The organism is Streptomyces sp. NPDC048420 (assembly GCF_040651535.1).
GTDB lineage: Bacteria > Actinomycetota > Actinomycetes > Streptomycetales > Streptomycetaceae > Streptomyces.
Genome location: NZ_JBEZKG010000013.1, coordinates 57,122 through 81,956 on the forward strand (window position 1 = coordinate 57,122; position 24,835 = coordinate 81,956).

Genomic DNA, 24,835 nt, shown 5'->3' on the forward strand with positions numbered 1-24,835 from the left:
CGAAGAGCTGTCAACGGATTAACGCTCACGAGGAGGCCCCGTGCCCGACGGCCCGCTCTCCCTGCCGGCCCATCTCTACCTGCTGGCCTGGGACATCTCGAAGGCCGAGGTCGTGGGAGCCGACGAGGTGCCCCGCCTGGTCAGGGCCGGCGCCCTCGTCGAACTGGCCCGGCTCGGTCTGCTCGTCGACGAGGACGGCATCGCCACGCCCGCCGACCTGGACGCGTACCCGGGGGACCCCGTCCTGGACGGGCTGCTCGAACTGGTCCACGAGTCCCGGCCGCACCGGTGGCGCGCCTGGGTGACGCTCCGGAACCGGTTCACCCTGGACGCCGTACGGGAACAACTCGCCGCGGGCGGATATCTGCGGCCCAGGAAGAAGCGGGCCCTCGGGCTCTTTCCCACGGTGGACTACGACCTGGAGCGCCCGGCAGCGGTCGAGGCGTTGCAGGAGGAGGCTCGGCAGGTCCTTCGGGGGCCCATGCCGGTCGTGGAGCTGTCCGAGCGGGACGCGGCCCTGATCGCGCTCGCGGCCGCGGCCGGGCTGCGCACGCTGTGGACCCGCGAGGAGGCCGCCCGGTACGAGAAGCGTGTCGAAGAGTTGGTCGAGCGCGGTGACACGGCCGCTCCGGCGCTGCGGAAGGTCGTCGACGGGGTCCGCGCGGCGGTGGCGGCGACCTCGGTCGCGGCGGGGGCCTGAGCGGTCTCCGGTTCCCGGCGGCGGAGGACTGGCGGACGGACGGATTGGCCTAGGACGTCGACAAACCACTGACCATCGTGATGACCGGGCCCGGCGCCGGGCCGTCCTGGTACCGGGCGTCCTGGTACCGGGCCGTCCTGGTATCGGGCTGTCCTGGAACCGGCTGTACCCGAGGCGGTCCGTGTCCGGGCGTCCCTGGTGTCCGGCTGCCCTGGTACCGGCCTTGCCCGACGCGGTGCTTACCCGAGGCGGTCCGTTTCCGGGCGTCCCTGGTGCCCGGCTGTCCTGGTGTCCGGCTGTCCTGGTACCGGCTGTACGCGAGGCGGTCCGTGTCCGGGCGTCCCTGGTGTCCGGCTGTCCTGGTACCGGCTGTACGCGAGGCGGTCCGTGTCCGGCCGTTCCTGGTGTCCGGCTGTCCTGGTGCCCGGCCCTACCCGACGCGGCCCTACCCGACGCGGCCCGTGCCTGGCCGTCCCGGAACCGGCCAGCCGTACCGACGCACTCCGTATTCGGCCAGCCGTACCGACGCGGTCCGTACCCGGCCGTCCTCGAACCGGCCGTCCCGGAACAAGCCGCACCCGACGCTGCCCGCCTCCGCTCCGGGCCTGGCCCAGGCCGCGCACGCCCTGGTCCGCCGCGTCGCGCGGGAGCTGCTGGACGCGGGGACGTTCGACGCGCACGCCTGGCTGCGCCGGCCCGACACCCTGTTGGGGGCCCATGGCCGACGGGACGCCTCAGAGGGCGTCGCGCATCAGCTCCGCCAGGTCGTGGTCGAGGTCGAGCTGGAGGTGCTCCAGACCGGTCGGCACGAGGTCGTTCGTGGCCTCCAGGAAGCGGCGCAGCTCGCCCGTGCGCACATGCACGACGGCGGTGCCCTCGGGGGCGTGGAACTCGAGAACCGTGCGGTCGTAGCCGTACGGCCGCACCCGGACGTCGCCATGGCCGTCGGGCTCGTGCAGGCCGGTGGTGAGCAGTTCGCGGCTGAAGGTCCAGCAGACCTCGACGCCCTCCAGGGTGGCCGGGGCGGGGAAGGTCATGCGGACGGCGAACGGATCGCAGCGGTCGTAGTGCAGTGTGGCGGGAATGCTCGGCATCCGCGGTGCCGCGGCGACGAGACGGGCCTCGACGGGCTGCTCGATGACGGTGGACAACGCCTTGCTCCCTTGTGACGGCTGGTTGGACTTCCGGGACGGGACGGGCACTGGAAGAGACGTCGGAATGGGCCAGTCCGTGTACACGAAAGTCGAGTGACCTCTGTCACCGTCTTCATGCACGGGTGTGATCCAGCCCTCCTCCCGTGCCCCGAGAGGCACTTGTGGCGACCTGCGCACCACCCGGCTGACTGCCGAGGGCATCTGGACGACGCCGAGGGCGTGCACTAGCTTCGCCCGCCATGAGGCGCTTGGGGAACATGCGGGACACGGGGAACACGGGGAACACGGGGAACACGCGATTCTGGAGACGGGTGGGCCTGATGAGCCGGACCCTCGCCGCGGGAGCGGCCTGTGCGGCGGCGCTGGCCGCCCTGACCGCCGTACCGGCCGAGGCGTACGGCCCGGACGGCCGTACGCCGCACTGGGAGCTCAAGGACAGCGGCACCCCCGAGGTGCGGTTCCGGGGGCTTTCGGCCGTCAGCCGGGACACCGCCTGGCTGGCCGGTACCCAGGGCACCGTGCTGCGCACCACGGACGGCGGAGCGAGCTGGCGAAACGTCTCGCCGCCCGGCGCCGCCGAGCTCCAGTTCCGGGACATCGAGGCGTTCGACGCCCGCCGGGCGGTGGTGCTGGCCATCGGGGAGGGCGAGGCGTCCCGCGTGTACCGCACCGAGGACGGCGGCGCGACCTGGACCGAGTCCTTCCGCAACACCGACGCCAAGGCGTTCTACGACTGCCTCACCTTCTTCGACCGCCGTCACGGCCTCGCCATGAGCGACCCGGTCGACGGGAAGTTCCGCATCCTGTCGACCGCCGACGGCGGCCGCTCCTGGAAGGTGCTGCCGAACACCGGGATGCCCGCCGCGCTCGACGGCGAGGCGGGGTTCGCGGCGAGCGGCCAGTGCCTGGTCAGCTCGGGCCCGCGCGATGTCTGGCTGGCCACCGGCGGCGCCGCACGCGCGCGCGTACTGCACTCCGCAGACCGTGGCCTGACCTGGACGGCCTCCGACACACCGATCCCGGCGGGCGACCCGGCCAAGGGCGTCTTCGCGCTCGCCTTCCGCGACCGTGCGCACGGACTCGCCGTCGGCGGCGACTACCGCCCCGACCAGAGCTCCCCTCAGGCCGCCGCCCGCACCGGCGACGGAGGTGCCTCCTGGCGGCCCGCCGCGGTCCCGGTGAACGCCTACCGCTCCGGCGTGGCGTGGCTTCCCCACAGCCGCTCCGCCGCCCTCGCGGTCGGCCCCACCGGCACCGACCTCACCACGGACGGCGGCCGGACCTGGCGGACCGTGGACAGCGGCTCGTACGACACCGTGGACTGCACGGTCGACGGCGGCTGCTGGGCCGCCGGGGAGAAGGGGCGGGTGGCCCGGCTGGAGAACTGAGTGGCGAAATGTGGGTACCCGGTCGCCGACGGCGAAAGGAGTGATCCCCTATGCCAGCCGGTTCGAACCCGAAGCGCGAACGCCAGTACGAGCACATCAAGAAGAGCGCGGAGGACCGGGGCGAGAGCACCGGACGCGCCAAGGAGATCGCGGCGCGGACCGTCAACAAGGAACGCGCCCGCTCCGGCGAGTCCAAGAGCGCCAGCCGCACCTCCACCCAGGACATGTCGTCCGGCAAGCGGGGCGGTCAGCGCTCCGGCAAGGGCTCCCAGGGCCCGACCTACGACCAGCTCTACGAGGAGGCCAAGCGCAAGGGCGTCAAGGGCCGTTCGGACATGAACAAGAGCCAGCTCCAGCGCGCCCTCGGCGGCAAGAGCTGACACTCAGCCGACGGTCTCCCGGTACTCCTCCAGCGCGGGGACGGTCTTCGTCGCGGCGAACTCGGTGATGCGGTACGCACACACCCCGGCCGTGACGAACGGGTCGCCCTCTGCGATCTCCTCGATCCGCGCGCGGTTCTCCGCGACGGCGATGATCACGCCGCCGTCGCGGGGTTCCTTGCGCCCGGACGCCAGGAAGACTCCCTTGCCGTACTGCTCGTCCAGCCAGGCGACATGCGCCGGCAGCACGGCGTCCACGGCATCGAGAGGGGCGGTGTAGGTCAGCTCCAGTATGAACATGATCGCGAGCCTACGCCGCTCCGCCGTACCCTCGTTCCCACCATGACGACCGTAGACATTCCCGCGGGCTGGCCCGCGAACGAGGAACAAGCACGCGCCGTCCAGGACGAGTTGAGGACTCGGGTGGTCCTCGACGATCCCGGCCCGCTGCCCGGCAGCGGCCATGTCACCGGGGTCGACGTGGCCTACGACGACGAACGGGACGTCGTCGCGGCGGCGGCCGTGGTGCTGGACGCGGCGACTCTGCGGGTCGTGGCCGAGGCGACTGCGGTGGGGAAGGTCTCCTTCCCGTACGTCCCCGGCCTGCTCGCCTTCCGCGAGCTCCCCACCGTCCTGGCGGCCCTCGACACCCTTCCGTGCCCGCCCGGCCTGGTCGTCTGCGACGGCTACGGCCTCGCCCACCCCCGCCGCTTCGGCCTCGCGAGCCACCTCGGCGTCCTCACCGGCCTGCCGGCGATCGGGATCGCCAAGAACCCGTTCACCTTCACCTACGACGATCCCGGCGCCCGGCGCGGCGCGTGGACGCCGCTGCTGGCGGGCGCGGAGGAGGTCGGCCGGGCCCTGCGCACGCGCGAGGCGGTCAAACCGGTCTTCGTCTCGGTCGGGCACCGCGTGAGCCTCGACAACGCCTGCGCCCACGCCATCGCACTCACGCCGGCCTACCGCCTGCCGGAGACGACGCGCAGGGCGGACGCGCTGTGCCGACGGGCGCTGCGGGAGGCGACCTCCTGACCGTGCCCGGCGGCGTACTGAGTACGTCGTCTGAGTATCTGTACGGATGTGCGTGCCCCGGTGCGATCGGCAGGCTGTCCCGCATGACGACGCACCGCATGACCCACAGTTCCCCCAAGCCCCTCGCCGACCCGAACCGGCCCGTCGAGCGCGCCGTGACCGCCGCACTCGTCCTCGGCGTGCTCGCGGGGCTCGGCTGGATCGTGGGGATGATCTACACGGTGGCCGGCTGGTCCTTCTGACGCGGGCTCATCGAGCCGATGCCACACGGAAGGTGATCCCGGCCCGCCGCAGCCGGTCGATCAGCGCGTCCCCCATCGCCACCGCCGTCGTGACCTGACCGGACGTCTCAGGGAGGTCGTCGAAGGCCAGGGACAGCGCCGACTCTGCGAACATCTTCGCCGTCTCGTCGTATCCGGGGTCGCCGCCCGCGACCTCGGTGAACACCCGACGACCGCCGCCCTCGCCGACGAAACGCACGGAGAACCAGCTCTTCGCCCGCTTCTCGGCACTCGGCCCGTCACCCGGCCTGACCCGGCCGGACAGCCAGCGCCGGGCGGGCGGCAGCTGGGCCGCCGCGAACAGCGCGCCCACGGCCGCGACCCCGCCCACCGCCATGGGCAGATGCCGTACGGCCGCGTAGTGGCGGTAGCGGAAGTCGGGACCGTAACGCTCCAGGGCCTTCGCGGAGCGCCGGACTATCTGCGCGTCGATGGTCGGCAGCGGCAGGGCCCAGGCGCCCACCTCCTGCGCGTACCGCGGGGTGCCGGCGGGCGCGGCGGCCCGCCGACCCACCAGGCGGGGCTCGTGCCGTCCCCGGTCCCGTGCGGCGGCGATCATCTGCCGGCCCCGGGCGAACTGGTTGAGCGCCGAGGCGAACGTCCCGCCGGAGACCATGCCGTCCGCGGTCACGAACCCGTCGACGGTGAGCGGCACGCCCTCAGGCAGCTGCCGGACCGTGAAGTACGCCCCCAGGTCGTGCGGGATCGAGTCGAACCCGCACGCGTGCACCAGCCGTGCGCCCGTCTCACGCGCGCGTGCGTCGTGCCGGACGTACATCAGGTCCACGAACTCCGGCTCGCCGGAGAGGTCGAGATAGTCCGTCCCCGCCTCCGCGCAGGCGGCGACGACCTCCTCGCCATACGTCAGGTAGGGCCCGACCGTGGTGGCGAGCACACGCGCGTGCCCGGCGAGGGCGCGCAGCGACTGAGGGTCCGACACGTCCGCTGTGAGCACCCCGACGTCCGTGCCCTCGGGCAGTCGCTCGCGCAGCGCCCGGAGCTTGTCCTCGTTGCGGCCGGCGATCGCCCAGCGCAGATCCTCCGGGCCGTGTGCGGCGAGATACTCCGCCGTGAGCGCTCCCGCGAAACTGGTCGCTCCGAACAGCACGATGTCGTAGGGACGCTCCGACCTCTTCAGCCTGCTCATGACACTCCAGATCCCGTCGCACGCGCCGTTGTCGGTGGCCGAGGCTAGCGTGAGGAGTGCGGAGCCCGACGACGAGCCCGGAGGTGGGACGGTGGCCGTGCCCAGGAATGCCCTGACGAAGTGGGAGAAAGCGCGCGAGTTCGCCCTCGCGCTGCCGGGTGCCACCGAAGAGTTCCCGTGGGGCGAGACCGTCGCCAAGGTCAACAAGAAGGTGTTCGTCTTCCTGGGCATGAGCGACGGCAGCTACCCGATGGGCGTCACCGTGAAGCTCAAGGGCGCCGAGGCCCACGCCCACGCGCTGACCTTCCCGGGCGCCGAGCCCGCCGGTTACGGCCTCGGCAAGGCCGGCTGGGTCCGGGTCCCGCTCGCGGAGAAGGGTGCACCGGCGGCGGACCTGCTGTGCGACTGGGTCGAGGAGAGCTACCGCGCGATCGCGCCGAAACGGCTGATAGCGGAGCTCGAGGAGCGGTGACCGGGCCGATAATTGGCTAAGCGCTTGCTCGTTCGGTCTTGTGTCCACTGGAACACGTTCTTAGCATCACTGGTGTTACATCGGTTGTGTCACGCCAATGGGGGCTGGATGACAACGGCAACGACGCCCGGGCACGGCCCGCTCACCGGCGTGCGCGTGGTCGAGCTGGCCGGTATCGGGCCCGGCCCGTTCGCCGCCATGCTCCTCGCCGACCTCGGGGCCGACGTCGTCCAGGTGTCCCGCCCCGGCGGTGCCGCACTCGCGATCAACCCCGACCACGACATCACCAACCGCAACAAGCGCTCGGTGGTCGTCGACCTCAAGGCCCCCGACGGCCCCGTGCGCGTGCTCGACCTCGCGGCCCGCGCCGACATCCTGATCGAGGGCAACCGCCCCGGCGTCGCCGAACGTCTCGGTGTCGGCCCCGAGGACTGCCACGCCCGCAACCCCGCCCTCGTCTACGGCCGGATGACCGGCTGGGGCCAGGAGGGACCGCTGGCCCAGCGCGCCGGGCACGACATCGCCTACATCGCCCTCACCGGCACCCTCGGCATGATCGGCGAACCGGGCCGTCCCCCGGCCGTCCCCGCAAACCTCCTCGGCGACTACGCGGGCGGCTCCCTCTACCTCGTCGTCGGCGTCCTCGCCGCCCTGCACCACGCGCGCGCGACCGGCACCGGCCAGGTCGTCGACGCCGCGATCGTCGACGGCACCTCCCACCTCGCCGCGATGATCCACGCCATGACCGCGGCCGGCGGCTGGCAGGACCGGCGCGGCGCCAACCTCCTCGACGGCGGCTGCCCGTACTACGGCACCTACGAGACCGCCGACGGCAAGTACATGGCGGTGGGCGCTCTGGAGCCGCAGTTCTACGACCGGTTCCTCGACCTCCTCGGCCTCACCCACTTCTCCGACGCCCGCAAGGACTGGACCCGCTGGGGCGACCTGCGCGAGGCGGTCGCGGCCCGCTTCCGCAGCCGTACCCGTGACGAGTGGGCGGCCGTCTTCGAGGGCACCGACGCGTGCGTGGCGCCCGTCCTGTCGCTGCGCGAGGCCCCGCACCACCCGCACCTCGCCGCCCGCGGCACCTTCACCGACCACGGCGGCATCACCCAGCCCGCGCCCGCGCCCCGCTTCTCCGCGACCCCCACGGCCGTCCGCACCGGGCCCGCCCGGGCCGGCGCCGACACCGCCGAGGTGGCACGAGACTGGGACGTACCGGACCTCGTGAAAGACCAGGAACTCCGGAAGGGCCCCGAATGAAGCGGCAGATCTTCGCCCCCGAGCACGACGCGTTCCGTGCGACCGTGCGCGCCTTCCTGGCCAGGGAGGTCCTGCCGCACTACGAGCAGTGGGAGAAGGACGGCATCGTCTCCCGCGAGGCATGGCGGGCGGCCGGAAAGCAGGGCCTGCTCGGGCTCGCCGTGCCCGAGGAGTTCGGGGGCGGCGGCACGACCGACTTCCGCTACGCCACCGTCCTCGCCGAGGAGTTCACGCGCGCGGGCGCTCCCGGACTCGCGCTGGGGCTGCACAACGACGTCATCGGCCCGTATCTCACCGGCCTCGCCACCGAGGAGCAGAAGCGCCGCTGGCTGCCCGGCTTCTGCGACGGCTCGCTCGTCACCGCCATCGCCATGACCGAACCCGGGGCGGGCTCCGACCTCCAGGGCATCCGGACCCACGCGGAGGACCGTGGCGACCACTGGCTGCTGAACGGCTCCAAGACCTTCATCTCCAACGGGATCATCGCCGACCTGGTGATCGTCGTCGCGAAGACCACGCCCGAGGGCGGGGCCCGCGGACTCTCGCTCCTGGTTGTCGAGCGCGGCATGGCGGGCTTCGAGCGCGGCCGCAACCTCGACAAGATCGGCCAGAAGGCCCAGGACACGGCCGAACTGTTCTTCCACGACGTACGCGTGCCCAAGGAGAACCTCCTGGGCGCGCGCGACGGCGCCTTCGGGCACCTGATGACCAACCTCGCCCAGGAGCGCCTGAGCATCGCCGTCTCCGCGATCGCCGCCGCCGAGCACCTCCTGGAGATCACCACCGAGTACGTCAAGGAGCGCGAGGCCTTCGGACGGCCGCTCGCCACCAAGCAGCACATCCGGTTCGAGATAGCCGAGATGGCCACCGAGTGCGCCGTCACGCGGACGTTCGTCGACCGCTGCGTCGAGGACCACTCGGACGGAGGACTGGACGCCGTCCACGCCTCCATGGCCAAGTGGTGGGCGACCGAACTCCAGAAGCGGGTCGCGGACCGCTGCCTGCAACTGCACGGCGGCTACGGCTACATGAGCGAATATCCGGTCGCGCGGGCCTTCACCGACGGCCGGATCCAGACCATCTACGGCGGCACGACCGAGATCATGAAAGAGATCATCGGCCGTTCTTTGCTGAGCTGACCCTCATTGAAAGGCTTCCTCGTGAGCACCGAAGCGTACGTGTACGACGCGATCCGCACCCCGCGCGGCCGCGGCAAGGCGAACGGCGCCCTGCACGGCACCAAGCCCATCGACCTGGTCGTGGGACTCATCCACGAGATCCGCGCCCGCTTCCCGGATCTGGACCCGGCGGCGGTCGACGACATCGTGCTCGGCGTCGTCGGCCCGGTCGGCGACCAGGGCTCCGACATCGCCCGCATCGCCGCCGTGGCCGCCGGACTGCCGGACACGGTGGCCGGTGTACAGGAGAACCGCTTCTGTGCCTCGGGCCTGGAGGCCGTCAACATGGCCGCCGCCAAGGTGCGTTCGGGCTGGGAGGACCTGGTCCTCGCGGGCGGCGTCGAGTCCATGTCCCGGGTGCCGATGGCCTCCGACGGCGGCGCCTGGTTCAACGACCCGATGACCAACCTCGCCGTCAACTTCGTGCCGCAGGGCATCGGCGCCGACCTGATCGCCACGATCGAGGGCTTCTCGCGGCGCGACGTCGACGAGTACGCGGCCCTCTCCCAGGAGCGCGCGGCGACGGCCTGGAAGGAGGGCCGCTTCGACCGCTCGGTCGTCCCCGTGAAGGACCGCGCCGGCCTGACCGTCCTCGACCACGACGAGCACCTGCGGCCCGGCACCACCGCCGACTCCCTCGCGAAGCTCAAGCCGTCGTTCGCGGACATCGGCGACCTGGGCGGCTTCGACGCGGTGGCCCTCCAGAAGTACCACTGGGTCGAGAAGATCGACCACGTCCACCACGCGGGCAACTCCTCCGGCATCGTGGACGGCGCCTCGCTCGTCGCGATCGGCTCCAAGGAGGTCGGCGAGCGCTACGGCCTCACCCCCCGCGCGCGGATCGTCTCCGCGGCCGTCTCCGGCTCCGAGCCCACCATCATGCTCACCGGACCCGCGCCCGCCACCCGCAAGGCCCTCGCCAAAGCCGGGCTGACCATCGACGACATCGACCTCGTCGAGATCAACGAGGCCTTCGCGGCCGTCGTCCTGCGCTTCGTCAGGGACATGGGCCTGTCCCTGGACAAGGTCAACGTCAACGGCGGCGCGATCGCGCTGGGCCACCCGCTCGGCGCGACCGGCGCCATGATCCTGGGCAGCCTGATCGACGAACTGGAGCGCCAGGACAAGCGGTACGGCCTCGCGACGCTCTGTGTGGGCGGCGGCATGGGCATCGCCACCATCGTCGAGCGCATCTGACCCCCTCCCACGGATACGACGGATCACACGGAGCACTTCCACATGAGCACTCAGTCCACGACCATCCGCTGGGAACAGGACCGTACCGGCGTCGTCACCCTCGTCATCGACGACCCGAACCAGTCCGCCAACACCATGAACCAGGCGTTCCGCGACTCCCTCGCGGTGATCACCGACCGCCTGGAGGCCGAGAAGGACACCATCCGCGGTGTCATCATCACCTCCGCCAAGAAGACCTTCTTCGCCGGCGGCGACCTGCGCGACCTCATCCGGGTCACCCCCGAGACCGCGCAGGACCTCTTCGACGGCGGCCTCGCCATCAAGCGCAACCTGCGCCGCATCGAGACCCTGGGCAAGCCGGTCGTCGCCGCGATCAACGGCGCTGCCCTGGGCGGCGGTTACGAGATCGCCCTGGCCTGCCACCACCGCATCGCCCTCGACGCGCCCGGCTCCAAGATCGGCTGCCCCGAGGTCACGCTCGGCCTGCTCCCGGGGGGCGGCGGCGTGGTCCGCACGGTCCGCCTCCTGGGCATCGCCGACGCCCTCCTGAAGGTCCTGCTCCAGGGCACGCAGTACGCCCCGCAGCGCGCCCTCCAGAACGGCCTGGTCGACGACGTGGCCACCACACAGGATGAACTGCTCGCCAAGGCCCGCGCGTTCATCGAGGCCAACCCCGAGTCCCAGCAGCCCTGGGACAAGCCGGGCTACCGCATCCCCGGCGGCACGCCCGCCAACCCGAAGTTCGCGGCCAACCTGCCCGCCTTCCCGGCGAGCCTGCGCAAGCAGACCAACGGAGCGCCCTACCCGGCCCCGCGCAACATCCTCGCGGCCGCGGTGGAAGGCGCCCAGGTCGACTTCGAGACCGCGCAGGTCATCGAGGCGCGCTACTTCGTCGAACTCGCCGCCGGCCAGACCTCGAAGAACATGATCCAGGCGTTCTTCTTCGACCTCCAGGCGGTGAACTCCGGCGCGAACCGCCCCAAGGGCGTGCAGCCTCGCCAGGTCCGCAAGGTGGCCGTGCTCGGCGCCGGGATGATGGGCGCGGGCATCGCGTACTCGTGTGCCCGCGCGGGCATCGACGTGGTCCTCAAGGACGTGTCCGCGCAGGCGGCCGCCAAGGGCAAGGCCTACTCGGAGAAGCTCTGCGCGAAGGCGGTCTCCCGGGGCCGTACGACCCAGGAGAAGGCGGAGGCGCTCCTGGCCCGCATCACCCCGACCGCCGACCCCCAGGACCTGGCCGGCTGCGACGCCGTCATCGAGGCGGTCTTCGAGGACACGGCGCTCAAGCACAAGGTCTTCCAGGAGATCCAGCACATCGTCGAGCCGGACGCGCTGCTGTGCTCCAACACCTCGACCCTGCCGATCACCGCGCTGGCCGAAGGCGTGGAGCGCCAGAACGACTTCATCGGCCTGCACTTCTTCTCACCGGTCGACAAGATGCCGCTGGTCGAGATCATCAAGGGCGAGCGCACGGGCGAGGAGGCGCTGGCCCGGGCCTTCGACCTGGTCCGCCAGATCAAGAAGACCCCGATCGTCGTCAACGACTCCCGCGGGTTCTTCACCTCCCGCGTGATCGGCCACTTCCTCAACGAGGGCGTCGCGATGGTCGGCGAGGGCATCGAGCCCGCGTCGATCGAACAGGCGGCGGCCCAGGCGGGCTACCCGGCCAAGGTCCTGTCCCTGATGGACGAGTTGACGCTGACGCTCCCGCGCAAGATCCGCAAGGAGACCAGGCAGGCGGTGGAGGAGTCGGGCGGCACCTGGACGCCCCACCCCGCGGAGGCGGTCATCGACCGCATGGTCGACGAGTTCGGCCGCACCGGCCGCAGCGGAGGCGGCGGTTTCTACGACTACGGCGACGACGGCAAGCGGGTCGCCCTCTGGCCGGGCCTGCGCGAACACTTCACCCGCCAGGGCTCGGAGATCACCTTCGAGACGGTGCCTTTCAAAGACATGCAGGAACGCATGCTCTTCTCCGAGGCCCTGGACACGGTCAAGCTCCTGGAGGAGGGAGTCCTGACCTCGGTGGCCGACGCCAACATCGGCTCGATCTTCGGCATCGGATTCCCGGGCTGGACGGGCGGCGTCCTGCAGTACATCAACGGCTACGAGGGCGGTCTGCAAGGTTTCGTGACTCGCGCGCGGGAGCTGGCGGACCGGTACGGGGAGCGGTTCACGCCGCCGGCGCTGCTGGTGGAGAAGGCGGAGAAGGGGGAGCGGTTCGGGGACGAGTGACCGGGGCTTTTGTACGCCGGTCCGGGCATCTCAGCCCGTCCGGCGTTTGAGGACGAGGCCCTTCGGGCCGATGGGGTCTGGGGCGCAGCCCCCAGGAACGGGGTCGAAGGGGCAGCGCCCCTGGTGATGGGACAGGTAGGGGCGGCGGGGCGAAAACCTCCCCGCCGCCCCGCACCGCTGAGCGACACGCCCCCTTGCCCCACACCCCCCACCTCCCCGACGCTGACCCACAAGCCGGTCACCAGGCCCCACCGCTGCCCCCTCCCCCCACGAGGAGCCACCATGGGTCACCGCCCCGCCCTCGCCGTCCTAAAAATCCTCCGAGACGAGGGCGTGGACCGCGTCTTCGGCAACCCGGGCACCACCGAACTGCCCTTCCTCGCAGCCCTGTCACAGACGAAGGACGCCCCCGAGTACGTCCTGGGCGTCCACGAGGGCTCCGTGGTGGCCATGGCCGACGGCTATGCCAGAGCCACGCACCGCCCCGCCTTCGTCAGCCTCCACATCGCCGCGGGCCTCGCCAACGGCCTCATAGGCCTCCTCAACGCCCGCCGCTCCCGCACCCCGTTGGTCGTCACGGCAGGCCAACAGGACCGCCGCCACCTCCAGCAGGACCCGATGCTCTCCGGCGACGTGATCGGCCTCGCGACTCCCGCGGTGAAGGCGACGTACGACCTCCAGCACGCCCGCGACCTCCCCCTGGCGCTTCGCCGAGCCTTCGCCCTGGCTCAACGCCCGCCCGCAGGACCGGTGTTCCTCTCCATCCCCACGGACCTCCTCCAGGAGGACACGGAACTGGAGATCCCACCCCGCACCCCCGCACCCCCGCAGGGCCCGGCCCCCGGCATCGAACGGGCCGCCGTACTCCTGGGAGCGGCCGCCCGCCCCGCGATCGTCGCCGGCGACGGCGTGGCCCGCGAGGACGCCCTCGGCGCACTCGTCCGCACAGCCGAGACCTGCGGAGCGGTGGTCCACCACCAGCCGATGGCGGACGCCCTCAACTTCCCGACCACGCACCCCTTGTACGCGGGCATGCTCCCACCCCGCCACGACGCGATCCGAGAGGCACTCGCTCCCTACGACACCCTCCTGATCGCCGGCGCCCACGCCTTCACCCCCCACCACTACACCCCGGGCCCCGCCCTGCCCGCCGGTCTCACCGTCCTCCAACTCGACTCCGACCAGGACGAGATCGGCCGCAACTTCCCCGCCGACACAGGCCTGGTCGGCGCCCTCGCCCCCTCCCTGCACCGCCTGGCGGACCTGCTCCGCGAGCGCGTACCCGAACACACCGCGAAGGCCCGCGTCCTGCGCGCCGGTGAACAGCACACCGCCGACCGCGACCGCGCCGAGGCCGCGGCCCGGGCCGCCTACTCCCCGGCCCCCCTCGCCCCCTGGGCCGCCGCGCACGCCGTGGCGAGCGGCCTTCCGCCGGACGCGGTGGTCGTGGAGGAGGCCATCACGGTGGGTCTCCTGCTCCGCCGGCACGTACGACTGGAGAGCCCCGGCAGCTACACCCACACCGTCGGCGGCGGCCTCGGCTGGGGCATCGGCGCCGCCGTGGGCCGATCCCTCGCCCAACCCGGCCGTCCTGTCGTCGCTGTCCTGGGCGACGGCTGCACCCTCTTCGGCCTCCAGGGCCTGTGGAGCGCGGCCCGCCAGAAGGCCCCCGTGCTCTTCGTCGTCATGAACAACGGCGTCTACCGCACCGTCCAGGACACCTACACGGCGATGGGCGGCGAAGGCACCTGCCCCGGCACCGAACTGGGCCCCCTCGACTTCACCCAGGCGGCCCGCTTCTTCGGCGTCGACGCCGTCCGGGCCGACAGCGCCGACCACTTGAAGGAGCTGGTGTCCGGCGCGAGCGGACTCACCGGCCCGCTGCTCGTCGACGTACCGCTCCGGTCATAGCGGAGTCACCAGGACGCGTCTCGTGTCAGGACGCTCCGTCCATCTCTGCCGTCCATCCTCGCAGCTCCTCCTTCAGGGACCGCTGAAACGTCGTCAACAAGGCCTGGACGACCAGGGGTTCCATGTGCGCGGACAGTGATTTCACGTCCTGCGCGTCGCGTTGGGACACCTCGCCCCGGAACAGCTGGGACAGCTCGTGCGCGGCGGCCCGGGAGTGCTCGATCAGCACCTTCCGCGAGGCCAGGATCGCCTCCTGGGACAGCGGGACGTCGAGCAGCCCGACACCGAGCCGGAGCAGGCCGAGGTCGACCCGGTAGCCGTCACCGTCCCGCCGTACGACGTCCATCGCGGCGAGTCGCTCCAGATCGTCGTCGATCAGCGCCCGCCCCGCTCGCCGCTGGAGCTCCTCGCGCGTCACCCGTGCCACGGCGTCCGGGGCCCAGGAGGCCACCACGGCCCGGTGGATCGCGAGGTCGTGGGCGCTGAGATCGGCGGGCAGCTGCTCCATGTACCGCTCGATCGCCGCCAGCGTCATGCCCTGGTGCTGGAGCTCCTCGATCAGCGCGAGGCGTGCGAGATGCTCGGGGCCGTAGTGACCGACCCGGCGCGGACCGATCACCGGCGGCGGGAGCAGCCCTCGGGTGCCGTAGAAACGGACCGTGCGGACCGTGATCCCGGCCCGCGCGGCCAGCTCGTCGATCGTGAGGGTCGGCTCCTCGGCGTCGGTGGGGGCGTCGGTCGTCATGTGGAGCAGTATCGCTGTCTCACCAATGGTGTGAAACCTCTTCGTGTGCCCTCGGCCCCGAAGTTCACGGCCCGCATGAACCGCAGCCAGGTCCCCTACGGCGGCATCCTGCTCACCCGCCCCTCCAACTGACGGGGAGCCGTTGTCAGTGGCACGCTCTACGGTGGCGTCATGGGGGAGATCAACTACATCCGAGGCGACGCCACCACCCCGTCGGTGAAGGGCGTCAAACTGATCGCGCATGTCTGCAACGACATCGGGGGCTGGGGAAAGGGCTTTGTCGTGGCGGTGTCGCGCCGCTGGCCGGAGCCGGAAGCCGCCTACCGCGCCTGGCACCGGGAGCGCGCGTCGAACGACTTCGGTCTGGGCGCCGCGCAGTTCGTGCAGGTCGAGCCATATGTGTGGGTGGCCAACATGATCGGGCAGCGGGGCATCCGGAGGGGCAGCAAGGGCGTCCCGGTCCGCTATGAGGCGATCGACGAGGCGCTGGATCGGCTGGCCGACAAGGCGGTGGAGCTCGGCGCGTCCGTGCACATGCCACGGATCGGGTGCGGACTGGCCGGCGGGAAGTGGTCCAAGGTGGAGCCGCTGATCATGGAGCGACTGGTGAATCGGGGCCTCGCCGTCACCGTCCACGACCACGGCGAGGACTGACATGAGCCGCGACATCGACGTGCTCGTGCTGGGCGGAGCCGGGGTGGACACCATCGTGTACGTCCCCGACCTGCCCCTGCCCCTGCCCCACGCCGACAGCTACATGATCGACTCCGGTATCCGCACCCGCGCCGGACAGACCGGAGACTTCGTCGCCGTGGGCCTCGCCGCCCTTGGCCTGCGCACCCACCACCTCGACTTCCTCGGCGACGACCCCGAGGGCGACCTCGTCCGCGCCCTGCACCACGACCGCGGCATCGCGCTCACCGCCGTACCCCAGCCCGTCGGCACCAAGCGCGCGGTCAATCTCGTCGGCCCCGACGGCAGACGCCTGTCCCTGTACGACACCAGCCGGGCGCACCCCGACGACCGATTCCCGGCGGACACCCTGATCCCCCTCGCCGAAGCCGCCCGGCACGTCCACGTCTCGATCACCCACCCCTGCGCCCACGCCCTGCCCCTCCTCCGCGAGACCGGCGCCACCCTCTCCACCGACCTCCACGACTGGGATGGCGAGAACCCGTACCACGAGCCGTTCGCCCTCGCCGGCGACGTGGTCTTCCTGTCCGCGGCCGCCCTCACCGACCCCGAGCGCACCATGCGCGACATCGCCGCGCGCGGCCGCGCCGAGGCGGTCGTCGCCACCGCCGGTGCCGAGGGTGCCCACGTCCTCACCGACGGCAAGCTGACCCACGTCCCACCGGTCACCCCACCCGCCCCCGTGATCGACTCCAACGGCGCGGGCGACGCCTTCGCGGCCGCGTTCCTCTTCGGCCGTCTGACCGGCGAGCCCCCGAGCCGCTGCGCCCGCTACGGCGCGGTGGCCGGCGCCCACGCCTGCACCGTCCCGTCCACGGAGACGGACGCGATCACCAGGGACATACTCCTGGCCCGAGCGACCGTTTCCTGATTCGGGAGCATTCGGGTCGGGCGGGGTGAGAAAGGCGCTCCGGATCGGCACGCTGATTCTCCTGCCCTGGTCGGACTGGCCCTCGCGGGCTGCGGCAGTGCCGGAGAGCGCCGCTCGGACGTCGAATCCACCGCGGCCGGATTCGAACGACTTCTCCGCGCGGACGATCCGAGCGGCCTCTGCGCGGCACTCGCCCCGGAAACCCGCAGCGAACTGGAGGAGAACGAGAAGGCGAGCTGCGCGAAGGCGATCGCCGCCCAGGAGATCCCCCTCGGAGGCAGCACCCACCGCGTGGACGTCTACGGCAGACAGGCCCGCGTCGTCCTGGACTCCGACACCCTCTTCCTCTCCCTGTTCCACGACGGCTGGAAGGTCGTGGCCGCAGGTTGCACCCCTCGCGCTGACGGCGTATGCGGACCATGTTCACGCTCTGTCTGGTCGTCGTCCTCAGCGGCCTCGTCTACTTCACCGTCCTGGGGCTGATGCACCGATGACCACACGCACCCGCGGCTTCCTGCGCGACAACGGCCTCGGCCTGGCCTTCGGCATCGGATTCCTGCTGTCCCTCGTCGGCCACGCGATCGCGGGCCAGGCGGACTTCAACAACCAGCTCGCCGCCGAGGGACTCACCCAGGTCGGATTCGGCGAATACCTGATGTCGTCCGACTTCGCCGTGGACGTGTCAGAGAACTGGCAGTCGGAGTACCTCCAGTTCTTCCGGAGATGCACAAGGCCGGCACGGAATCCGACCGGGACCAACAGGTCGGGCGGTACACCCACCGGGACTCCCCGCGATGGGCCGGCGCCGGGGGACTGCGCCAGGGGCTCTACTCCCACTCCCTCGGCCTGGTCATGGGCACCGTCTTCGTCCTCTCCTGGCTGACGCAGTCGATCAGCGGCGTCGCCGCGTACAACGAGGAGCAACTCCGAGGGCTCGAGCCGCCCATGAGCTGGGGCAGCTACATCGGCTCCGCGGACTTCTGGCCATCCTCTCCGTCTACCTCAGACAGCGCGGCTCCCCGGAATCCAAGCCGGTGGGGGCGGCCCACACCTCGACGGGTGTCGAGGGATAGGACCGCCCTCCGGCCCCAGGCCGTCCTAGTCGGCGTGCACGTCGTTCGTCGCCGCGATCTTCTTCCACGACCTCGGCTGTACGACACCCCCAGCCTCCGTGGTCTCCGCAGCGATCGACGCCCCCCGAGCCGCCGGCGCCCCCGGCTTCGACGGCTGGAACAGCCATGTGTCGAACAGAGCGGCCAACGGCTGCCCCGACACCTCCTCGGCGTACTTCTGGAAGTCGGCGACCGACGCGTTGCCGTACGCGTACTTCTGCGGCCAGCCCTTCAGCACCGCGAAGAACGCCTCGTCCCCGATCTCGTTCCGCAGCGCCTGGAGGGCCAGTGCGCCCCGGTCGTAGACGGCGATGTCGAACTGGTTCTCCGGCCCGGGGTCACCCGGCTTCACGGTCCAGAACGGGTCGTCGGCAGGGTGCGAGTCGTACACGTAGTCGGCGAGTTCCTGCGCCGTCCCCTCGCCCTCGTGCTCGGACCACAGCCACTGCGCGTACCGAGCGAACCCCTCGTTGATCCAGATGTCCTTCCAGCCGTGCACGGACACGAGGTCGCCGTACCACTGGTGGGCCAACTCGTGCACGACCACGGAGGTGTTGGACCCGTTCGCGAACTGACGAGGGCTGTAGAACGGCCGGGTTTGGGTCTCCAGCGCGTACCCGGTGTCGGTGTTCGGCACATAGCCGCCGAGCGCGTTGAAGGGATACGGCCCGAAGTACGAGCTCAGCCAGTCGGCGATCTCTCCGGTCCGCTCCACGCTGGCCCGCGCGGCACCGGCGTTGGCACCGAGGTCCTTGCTGTAGGCGTTGACGACCGGAATGCCGCCGTCGGTCAGCCCGGTCGTGATGTCGAACCGACCGACGGCGAGCGTCGCGAGATACGTGGCCTGTGGTTTGTCGGAGCGCCAGTTCCAGCGGGTCCAGCCGAGGCGTGAACTCGTGGACTGGAGCGTGCCGTTGGAGATGGCCTGGCTGCCGTCCGGCACCAGGACCGACACGTCATAGGTCGCCTTGTCGAGCGGGTGGTCGTTGCTCGGGAACCACCACCAGGCCGCCTCGGGCTCGTTCGCCCCGACCCCGCCGTCGGGAGTGCGGTGCCAGCTGGTGAAGCCGTACGCCTGCTTCGACGACGGCACCCCGCTGTAGCGGACCACCACAGTGACGGAAGTGCCCTTGGGCATCGGCGACTTCGGCGTGATCTCCAGCTCGTGCTCGCCCGACGTGGAGAACGACGCCTTGGCGCCGTTGACCCGCACCTCGCTCACGTCGAGGAGGAAGTCCAGATCGAAGCGGGACAGATCCTGTGTGGTGCGCGCCAGGAGGGTGGCCGTGCCCTCCAGTTCGTCCGTGGCCGGCTGGTACTTGAGCCGCAGGTCGTAGTGGGAGACGTCGTAGCCGCCGTTGCCGTAGGCCGGGTAGTAGGGGTCGCCGATACCCGGGGCGCCGGGGGAGAAGTCCGCCGCCGACGCCGGGATCGCCAGCATCAGTGAGGCCGCTGCGAGCGCGCCCGGTGCGATGAGTCTGCGGTGCACGGGAACTCCAAGTCGTGGGGGGACGAGGTCTGTTCGCAGCCTATTCACCACCTGTGAGCTGGATGTGTCCACGGCCACCCGTGTCACACGATCGCCATTCGGCCGTCATGACCCCAAGAGGCCCTCTTTTGTACGGGAGTTGACCGCAGTACCGTCCGCGGCATGTCGATACGCACGCGCTTCACGATCTGGAGACCGCTCGCGACGGCCGCCGCGGCCACCGCCGCCCTGCTGGCCACCTTCCTCGCGCCCGTGACCGCACAGGCACAGGCCTACACGGCCCCGCGAGAGAGCCAACCGGTCTACTCGTACGAGAACGCCGTCCGCGAGGCCGTCTGGGTGGACACCCGGCTCGACGGCGACGGTGACGGAAGGACCGACCGCGTCGCCGTCGACATCGTCCGGCCCCGCGAAGCCGCCCAGAAGGGCCGCAAGGTCCCGGTCATCATGGACGCCAGCCCGTACTACTCCTGCTGCGGACGCGGCAACGAGAGCCAGCTGAAGACGTACGACGCCAACGGCAACGTCGTCCAGATGCCGCTGTTCTACGACAACTACTTCGTGCCCCGCGGCTACGCCTTCGTGGGCGTCGACCTCGCCGGCACCAACCGCGCCGACGGTTGTGTGGACGTGGGCGGCCGCTCCGACATCCAGTCCGCGAAAGCGGTGGTCGACTGGCTGAACGGCCGAGCCACCGCCTACACGAGCCGCACCGGCACCGCGAAGGCCAAGGCCACCTGGACCAACGGCAGGACCGGCATGATCGGCAAGAGCTGGGACGGCACCATCGCCAACGGCGTCGCCGCCACCGGGGTCGAGGGACTGAGGACCATCGTCCCGATCAGCGCCATCTCCACCTGGTACGACTACTACTTCTCCGAGGGCGCCCCGCTCTACGACTCCGGCCCCGACTGGCTCTCGAACTACGTCGACAGCCCCGACGCCCGCACCAAGTGCGCCGCCGTCCAGCAGAAGCTCGTCGACCAGGCACCCCGCACCGGCGACCGGACCCCCCTGTGGACCGAGCGCGACTACGTGAAGGACGCGAAGAAGGTCAAGGCCAGCGTCTTCCTCGTGCACGGCATGCAGGACCTCAACGTCCGTCTCCAGCACGTCGGTCCGTGGTGGGACGCGCTCGCGAAGCACGGCGTCGAGCGCAAGATCTGGCTCTCCCAGACCGGCCACGTCGACCCCTTCGACTTCCGGCGGGCGGCCTGGGTCGACACCCTGCACCGCTGGTTCGACCACGAACTCCTCGGCTACGACAACGGCATCGACCGCGAACCCATGGCCGACATCGAGCGCCACCCCGACCAGTGGGTCACCTCGAAGTCCTGGCCCCCGCGCGGCACTTCGGCGGCCACCCTGCGACCCGCCCAGGGCACCCAGCCGGGCGTCGGCACCCTCGGCCTCCCCAAGGCCAAGGGCACCGAGACCTTCACCGACGACCCCGCGCTCAGCGAGACCGACTGGGCCGCCCGGATCGACACCTCGACCCCCGACAAGGCGGGCTTCACCACCGGCACCCTCACCGGGGACCTCCGCCTGTCCGGCTCCTCCAAGGTCACCGTGACCGCGACGCCGACCACCGCCACGGCCCACCTCTCCGCCGTCCTCGTGGACCTCGGCCCCGACACCATCCGCGACTACGCGGCGAGCGGGGAAGGCATCAGCACCCTGGCCGACCGCACCTGCTGGGGCCTGAGCACCACCGGCGACAGCGCCTGCTTCAAGCAGACCCGGGCGAAGACCACCGCCGTCGACTACACGGTCGTCAGCCGCGGCTGGGCCGACCTCGGCAACTACGCCGACCCCGGCAAGGGCGTCCCCCTCACCCCGGGCAAGGCCTACACGATCACCCTCGACCTGGGCGCCACCGACCACGTCGTCCCGGCGGGCCACCGCCTCGCCCTGATCGTCGCGGGCACCGACAAGGACCTCATCGACCCGCCGTCCACCAAGCCGACGCTGACGATCGATCTGTCCCGTACGTCGGCCCGCGTCCCGCTGGTCGGAGGCGCGCCGGCCTTCGCGTACGCGACGAAGGGCGCCAAGACGGTCGTACCGGACAAGGCCGGGGCCCTCGACGGGGTCCGCGCTCCGCGCACCGTCCACCGGGTTCCGGAGGGCGGATGAGGATCCGAGCCGTCACCACCGTAGGCGCGGCGGCCCTGGTCGCATCCCTGGTCGCCGCGCCGGCCCACGCGTCCGAGGCCCCGCCCCGCACCGGTTTCGAAAGAACCGAGGGCGCCCGCTGGACGTCCGAGTCCGAGGAGCAGGACTTCCTCACACAGGTCGACCGGAGCGACAGGGTCTCCCTCAGCCGCATCGGTACGACGAAACAGGGCCGCCCCCTCCACCTCGTCCAGGTGGGCGCCCGCCACGCCGCCGACAAAGTCCTCCTCGTCTGCAGCCAGCACGGCGACGAACCGTCCGGCCGCGAGGCCTGCCTCAGCAAGGTCCGCGACCTGGCGTACGCGAAGGACTCCCGCACCCGGCGCTTCCTCGACCGCACCTCCGTGCTGGTCGTGCCCACCGCCAACCCGGACGGCCGCGCCGCCGACACCCGCGGCAACAGCGACGGCGTCGACATCAACCGCGACCACCTGGCCCTGGCCACCGCGGAGGCCCGCGCCATGGCCAGGGTGATCCGCGACCGGCAACCGGACATCATCTACGACCTGCACGAGTACTCGGCCACACCGCGGTACTACGACAAGGACCTCTTCGACCTCTGGCCCCGCAACCTCAACACCGACGAGGCCGTCCACGACGAGGCCGAGACCCTGTCCCGGGCGTATGTACGACCGGCCGCGCAGAAAGCGGGCTACTCGACCGGTACGTACGGCATCTGGACCGACCCGGTCACCGGCGCCCCGATCAAGCAGGTCGCCGGTGACGGTCAGGAACGTATCCTGCGCAACATGTCCGGGATCAAGCACTCGATCGGCCTGCTGATCGAGAGCCGGGTCGAACCGCTGACGGACACGGACGAGGCGGGCAACAACCGGCGCCGGGTGAACTCCCAACTGGCCGCTCTGAAGGGCCTGTTCGGGTTCGCCGACGACCGGCGCCGACACATCGGGAAGGCCACCACCGAGGCCCGCCACAGACCCACCGCGGGCCCGGTCCACCTCGGCGGCGCCGACAACGACCCGCCCGAACCGGCCGAGGTGATCCAGGACCCGCCCTGCGGCTACCGGCTCACCGATGCCCAGTACACGGAGGTGAAGGACGAACTCGCCCTGCACGGAGTGCGGACGAAGGGCACCTACGTCCCGCTCGGCCAGCCCCTGCGCGCCCTCGTCCCGCTGCTCCTCGACGAACGCGCGCCGTACCACCTGACGGCCGGGGAGCCCGACACCGGCTGCTGAATCGGTCGAGATCTGCGGCACCTGTGGCAGGTCCTGGGGAACTGCGTGAAAACCGGTATATCCACCGCCCCGGGGGAAGGCGCCGCAGATGACTGAAGACCTGAAGAAGAGAGGTGGCCGGGAAGGTCCCGCGGGCGTTCTCCGCCACGAGACCGACCGGGTGGTGTTCGGCGTCACCGCCGTCATCACCCTGGCCTTCGTGATCTGGGGCTGGGCGGCGACGGACTCCCTGGAGGACGTCTCCACCACGATGCTCAACGGGTTGATCCACAACGGCGGCTGGGCCTTCATGCTGGCCGCCTCGTGTTTCGTGGTGTTCGCCCTGTGGCTGGCCATGAGCCGCTACGGCCGCATCCACCTGGGCGTCGAGGGTGAGGAACCCGAGTTCAAGACGGTGTCCTGGGTCGCGATGATGTTCAGCGCCGGCATGGGCATCGGTCTGATGTTCTACGGCGTCAGCGAGCCGCTCTCGCACTACACGACCCCGCCGCCGGGCACGAATCCCGCGGGCTCCGGTGACCGCATGGAGACGGCGATGGCCACCACCCTCTTCCACTGGACCCTGCACCCGTGGGCGATCTACGCGGTGGTCGGCCTCGGCATCGCCTACAGCACCTTCCGAAAGCGCCGGCGCCAGACCATCAGCGCCGTCTTCACCCCGCTCATCGGGGAGAAGCACGCGAACGGCACCGCGGGCCGGGTGATCGACATCCTCGCGATCATCGCCACCGTCTTCGGCTCCGCCGCCTCCCTCGGCCTCGGCGCCCTCCAGATAGGCTCCGGCTTCCAGGAACTGGACTGGATGGACCACGTCAGCACCGGCCTGCTCGTCGCGATCATCGCCGTGCTGACCCTGGCCTTCGTACTCTCCGCCGTCTCCGGCATCGAGCGGGGCATCCAGTGGCTGTCCAACACCAACATGGTGCTCGCCCTGATCCTCGCGGCGTTCGTGTTCGTCGCGGGCCCCACGATCATCGTGCTCGACCTGCTGCCCACCTCGGTCTTCTCCTACCTCGGCGACCTGCCCCAACTTGCGGGCCGCACCGAGGCCAGCGGTGGCAAGGGCGTCGCGGAGTGGCTCAGCAGCTGGACCGTCTTCTACTGGGCCTGGTGGATCTCCTGGACGCCCTTCGTCGGCATGTTCATCGCCCGCATCAGCCGCGGCCGCACCGTCCGGCAGTTCGTGGGCGGGGTCATCCTCGTGCCCAGCACGGTCAGCCTGGTCTGGTTCGCGCTCTTCGGCGGTACGGCCATGAAGCTGAAGGAGGGCGGCGCGCTCGGCGGCGCGGACACCCCGGAGGGCCAACTCTTCGGCGTGCTCCAGGAGTTCCCCATCGCCACCGTCACCAGCCTGCTCGTGATGATCCTGGTCGGCATCTTCTTCGTCTCGGGCGCCGACGCCGCGTCGATCGTGATGGGCACGCTCTCCCAGAAGGGCGCCCTGGAACCCGGCCGTTTCGTCGTCGTGTTCTGGGGTGTGGTCACCGGAGCGGTCGCCGCCATCATGCTGCTCGTCGGCAGCGGGCAGGGAGACGCGCTCACCGGCCTGCAGAACCTCACGATCCTGGCGGCCGCGCCCTTCGTCCTCGTGATGATCGGCATGTGCGTCGCCCTCATGCGCGACCTGCGCCGCGATCCGGTCATCGTGCGTGGCGAGATGGGCTCCGAGGCCGTCGAACTCGCCGTGATCGAGGGCCACCGCAAGTACGACGGCGACTTCGGGATCCAGATCGGCCCGGGCCCCGGCACCGAGACGGAGGGCGACCCACTGGGCCACGACCACGCCTGAGGACGGCACACGTCCGGAGGAGGCGAGCCTGACCGCCTCCTCCGAGCCGCCTGCCTTCTCCGAGGCGCCGACCTCCTCTGCCCCGCCCGCCTTCTCAGGGCTGTCTGCCGTGTCCGAGGCGGGCGCCTCCTCCGGCCTGCCGGCTTCCTTCGCGCCGCCGGCTTCCTCCGGCCCGCCCGGCTTCTCAGCGCCGTCTGCCGTCTCCGAGGAGCCCGCCGCCTCCGCGCCGCCGACCTCCTCCCCGTACCCCCGGCCACCGTCGCGCCCCGCTTCGCTCGTCCAGGCCCGCCTCGCCCGCTCCTCCTTCGACTACGCGTACGCCGCCGACATCGGCCCGCACGCCCGTCCCCTCGTCCGCGCGGAGCGCCCCGGCACCCGCCGCTAGCGGAATGCCCCATGCCGTGCTCAGACCGCCCCAAAGGCG

At 71.1% G+C, this 24,835-nt stretch carries 23 protein-coding genes and 1 pseudogene; 19 read left to right on the plus strand and 5 right to left on the minus strand.

The genetic code is table 11. The features are described 5' to 3' along the window. Nucleotides 1-40: 40 nt before the first annotated feature. On the plus strand, nucleotides 41-700 hold the full coding sequence (locus AB0D34_RS25055) for a GPP34 family phosphoprotein (RefSeq protein WP_362664938.1): 660 nt from the start codon (nucleotides 41-43) through the stop codon (nucleotides 698-700). A gap of 734 nt (nucleotides 701-1,434) precedes the next feature. On the opposite strand, the gene AB0D34_RS25060 is transcribed toward AB0D34_RS25055, so the two are convergent. Then, nucleotides 1,435-1,851: an SsgA family sporulation/cell division regulator gene (locus tag AB0D34_RS25060; protein WP_362664940.1), complete on the minus strand. Its 417-nt coding sequence runs from the start codon at nucleotides 1,849-1,851 to the stop codon at nucleotides 1,435-1,437. Nucleotides 1,852-2,174: 323 nt separating this feature from the next. Between AB0D34_RS25060 and AB0D34_RS25065 the strand changes: the two genes are divergently transcribed. Together AB0D34_RS25065 and AB0D34_RS25070 are read left to right on the plus strand one after the other, a co-directional pair. Continuing rightward, nucleotides 2,175-3,242, plus strand: a complete 1,068-nt coding sequence (locus AB0D34_RS25065; protein WP_362664942.1) for an oxidoreductase — start codon at nucleotides 2,175-2,177, stop codon at nucleotides 3,240-3,242. 50 nt (nucleotides 3,243-3,292) lie between these two features. Continuing rightward, nucleotides 3,293-3,622: a plasmid stabilization protein gene (locus AB0D34_RS25070; protein ID WP_362664944.1), complete on the plus strand. Its 330-nt coding sequence runs from the start codon at nucleotides 3,293-3,295 to the stop codon at nucleotides 3,620-3,622. 3 nt (nucleotides 3,623-3,625) lie between these two features. On the opposite strand, the gene AB0D34_RS25075 is transcribed toward AB0D34_RS25070, so the two are convergent. Further along, the gene (locus AB0D34_RS25075; RefSeq protein ID WP_362664946.1) at nucleotides 3,626-3,922 is read right to left on the minus strand and encodes a YciI family protein; all 297 of its coding nucleotides are present in this window, start codon (nucleotides 3,920-3,922) and stop codon (nucleotides 3,626-3,628) included. Nucleotides 3,923-3,964: 42 nt separating this feature from the next. Between AB0D34_RS25075 and AB0D34_RS25080 the strand changes: the two genes are divergently transcribed. Both AB0D34_RS25080 and AB0D34_RS25085 read left to right on the plus strand, forming a co-directional pair. Further along, the gene (locus AB0D34_RS25080) at nucleotides 3,965-4,654 is read left to right on the plus strand and encodes an endonuclease V (protein WP_362664948.1); all 690 of its coding nucleotides are present in this window, start codon (nucleotides 3,965-3,967) and stop codon (nucleotides 4,652-4,654) included. Between the two features lie 83 nt (nucleotides 4,655-4,737). Continuing rightward, on the plus strand, nucleotides 4,738-4,896 hold the full coding sequence (locus AB0D34_RS25085; protein ID WP_362664950.1) for a hypothetical protein: 159 nt from the start codon (nucleotides 4,738-4,740) through the stop codon (nucleotides 4,894-4,896). Nucleotides 4,897-4,903: 7 nt separating this feature from the next. Here the strand turns inward: AB0D34_RS25085 and AB0D34_RS25090 are convergent, their stop codons facing one another. Beyond that, nucleotides 4,904-6,082, minus strand: coding sequence for a saccharopine dehydrogenase NADP-binding domain-containing protein (locus tag AB0D34_RS25090; protein ID WP_362664952.1), 1,179 nt, complete (start codon nucleotides 6,080-6,082; stop codon nucleotides 4,904-4,906). A gap of 91 nt (nucleotides 6,083-6,173) precedes the next feature. Between AB0D34_RS25090 and AB0D34_RS25095 the strand changes: the two genes are divergently transcribed. From AB0D34_RS25095 to AB0D34_RS25120, 6 genes are all read left to right on the plus strand, one after another. Continuing rightward, nucleotides 6,174-6,554 carry an MmcQ/YjbR family DNA-binding protein gene (locus AB0D34_RS25095; protein ID WP_362664954.1) on the plus strand — a complete coding sequence of 127 codons (381 nt, stop codon included), beginning with the start codon at nucleotides 6,174-6,176 and terminating at the stop codon, nucleotides 6,552-6,554. A gap of 108 nt (nucleotides 6,555-6,662) precedes the next feature. Continuing rightward, a complete protein-coding gene (locus AB0D34_RS25100) occupies nucleotides 6,663-7,817 on the plus strand; it encodes a CaiB/BaiF CoA-transferase family protein (RefSeq protein WP_362664956.1) in 1,155 nt (384 codons plus the stop codon). After that, complete coding sequence (locus AB0D34_RS25105; RefSeq protein ID WP_362664957.1) at nucleotides 7,814-8,956, plus strand: acyl-CoA dehydrogenase family protein; 1,143 nt, start codon at nucleotides 7,814-7,816, stop codon at nucleotides 8,954-8,956. The genes AB0D34_RS25100 and AB0D34_RS25105 overlap by 4 nt, the downstream gene beginning before the upstream one ends. 21 nt (nucleotides 8,957-8,977) lie before the next feature. Then, complete coding sequence (locus AB0D34_RS25110) at nucleotides 8,978-10,192, plus strand: acetyl-CoA C-acetyltransferase (RefSeq protein ID WP_362664959.1); 1,215 nt, start codon at nucleotides 8,978-8,980, stop codon at nucleotides 10,190-10,192. A 42-nt stretch (nucleotides 10,193-10,234) separates the two neighbouring features. Next, complete coding sequence (locus AB0D34_RS25115) at nucleotides 10,235-12,427, plus strand: 3-hydroxyacyl-CoA dehydrogenase NAD-binding domain-containing protein (protein ID WP_362664961.1); 2,193 nt, start codon at nucleotides 10,235-10,237, stop codon at nucleotides 12,425-12,427. 282 nt (nucleotides 12,428-12,709) lie between these two features. Beyond that, nucleotides 12,710-14,338, plus strand: coding sequence for a thiamine pyrophosphate-binding protein (locus AB0D34_RS25120; protein ID WP_362664963.1), 1,629 nt, complete (start codon nucleotides 12,710-12,712; stop codon nucleotides 14,336-14,338). Between the two features lie 25 nt (nucleotides 14,339-14,363). On the opposite strand, the gene AB0D34_RS25125 is transcribed toward AB0D34_RS25120, so the two are convergent. Continuing rightward, complete coding sequence (locus AB0D34_RS25125) at nucleotides 14,364-15,083, minus strand: MerR family transcriptional regulator (protein ID WP_362664965.1); 720 nt, start codon at nucleotides 15,081-15,083, stop codon at nucleotides 14,364-14,366. A 171-nt stretch (nucleotides 15,084-15,254) separates the two neighbouring features. On the opposite strand from AB0D34_RS25125, the gene AB0D34_RS25130 reads away from it, so the two are divergent. From AB0D34_RS25130 to AB0D34_RS25145, 4 genes and pseudogenes are all read left to right on the plus strand, one after another. Beyond that, nucleotides 15,255-15,737: a macro domain-containing protein gene (locus tag AB0D34_RS25130; RefSeq protein ID WP_362664967.1), complete on the plus strand. Its 483-nt coding sequence runs from the start codon at nucleotides 15,255-15,257 to the stop codon at nucleotides 15,735-15,737. Between the two features lies 1 nt (nucleotide 15,738). Continuing rightward, a complete protein-coding gene (locus AB0D34_RS25135; protein WP_362664969.1) occupies nucleotides 15,739-16,647 on the plus strand; it encodes a PfkB family carbohydrate kinase in 909 nt (302 codons plus the stop codon). Nucleotides 16,648-17,137: 490 nt separating this feature from the next. Continuing rightward, the gene (locus tag AB0D34_RS25140) at nucleotides 17,138-17,530 is read left to right on the plus strand and encodes a DUF6766 family protein (RefSeq protein ID WP_362664971.1); all 393 of its coding nucleotides are present in this window, start codon (nucleotides 17,138-17,140) and stop codon (nucleotides 17,528-17,530) included. After that, nucleotides 17,431-17,720 (plus strand): annotated as a pseudogene (locus AB0D34_RS25145) (DUF6766 family protein); the annotation flags it as partial. The gene AB0D34_RS25140 and the pseudogene AB0D34_RS25145, both read left to right, overlap by 100 nt. 25 nt (nucleotides 17,721-17,745) lie before the next feature. On the opposite strand, the gene AB0D34_RS25150 reads toward AB0D34_RS25145, so the two are convergent. Further along, nucleotides 17,746-19,248, minus strand: a complete 1,503-nt coding sequence (locus AB0D34_RS25150) for a M1 family metallopeptidase (RefSeq protein ID WP_362664973.1) — start codon at nucleotides 19,246-19,248, stop codon at nucleotides 17,746-17,748. Nucleotides 19,249-19,410: 162 nt separating this feature from the next. On the opposite strand from AB0D34_RS25150, the gene AB0D34_RS25155 reads away from it, so the two are divergent. The 4 genes from AB0D34_RS25155 (at nucleotide 19,411) to AB0D34_RS25170 (ending at nucleotide 24,796) form a co-directional block, all read left to right on the plus strand. After that, nucleotides 19,411-21,384, plus strand: coding sequence for a Xaa-Pro dipeptidyl-peptidase (locus AB0D34_RS25155; protein ID WP_362664975.1), 1,974 nt, complete (start codon nucleotides 19,411-19,413; stop codon nucleotides 21,382-21,384). After that, nucleotides 21,381-22,622, plus strand: a complete 1,242-nt coding sequence (locus tag AB0D34_RS25160; protein ID WP_362664977.1) for a M14 family metallocarboxypeptidase — start codon at nucleotides 21,381-21,383, stop codon at nucleotides 22,620-22,622. Before AB0D34_RS25155 ends, AB0D34_RS25160 begins: the two co-directional genes overlap by 4 nt. Before the next feature lie 88 nt (nucleotides 22,623-22,710). Next, on the plus strand, nucleotides 22,711-24,411 hold the full coding sequence (locus tag AB0D34_RS25165; protein WP_362664979.1) for a BCCT family transporter: 1,701 nt from the start codon (nucleotides 22,711-22,713) through the stop codon (nucleotides 24,409-24,411). Nucleotides 24,412-24,520: 109 nt separating this feature from the next. Then, nucleotides 24,521-24,796: a hypothetical protein gene (locus tag AB0D34_RS25170; protein ID WP_362664981.1), complete on the plus strand. Its 276-nt coding sequence runs from the start codon at nucleotides 24,521-24,523 to the stop codon at nucleotides 24,794-24,796. The last annotated feature ends 39 nt before the right edge of the window (nucleotides 24,797-24,835 follow it).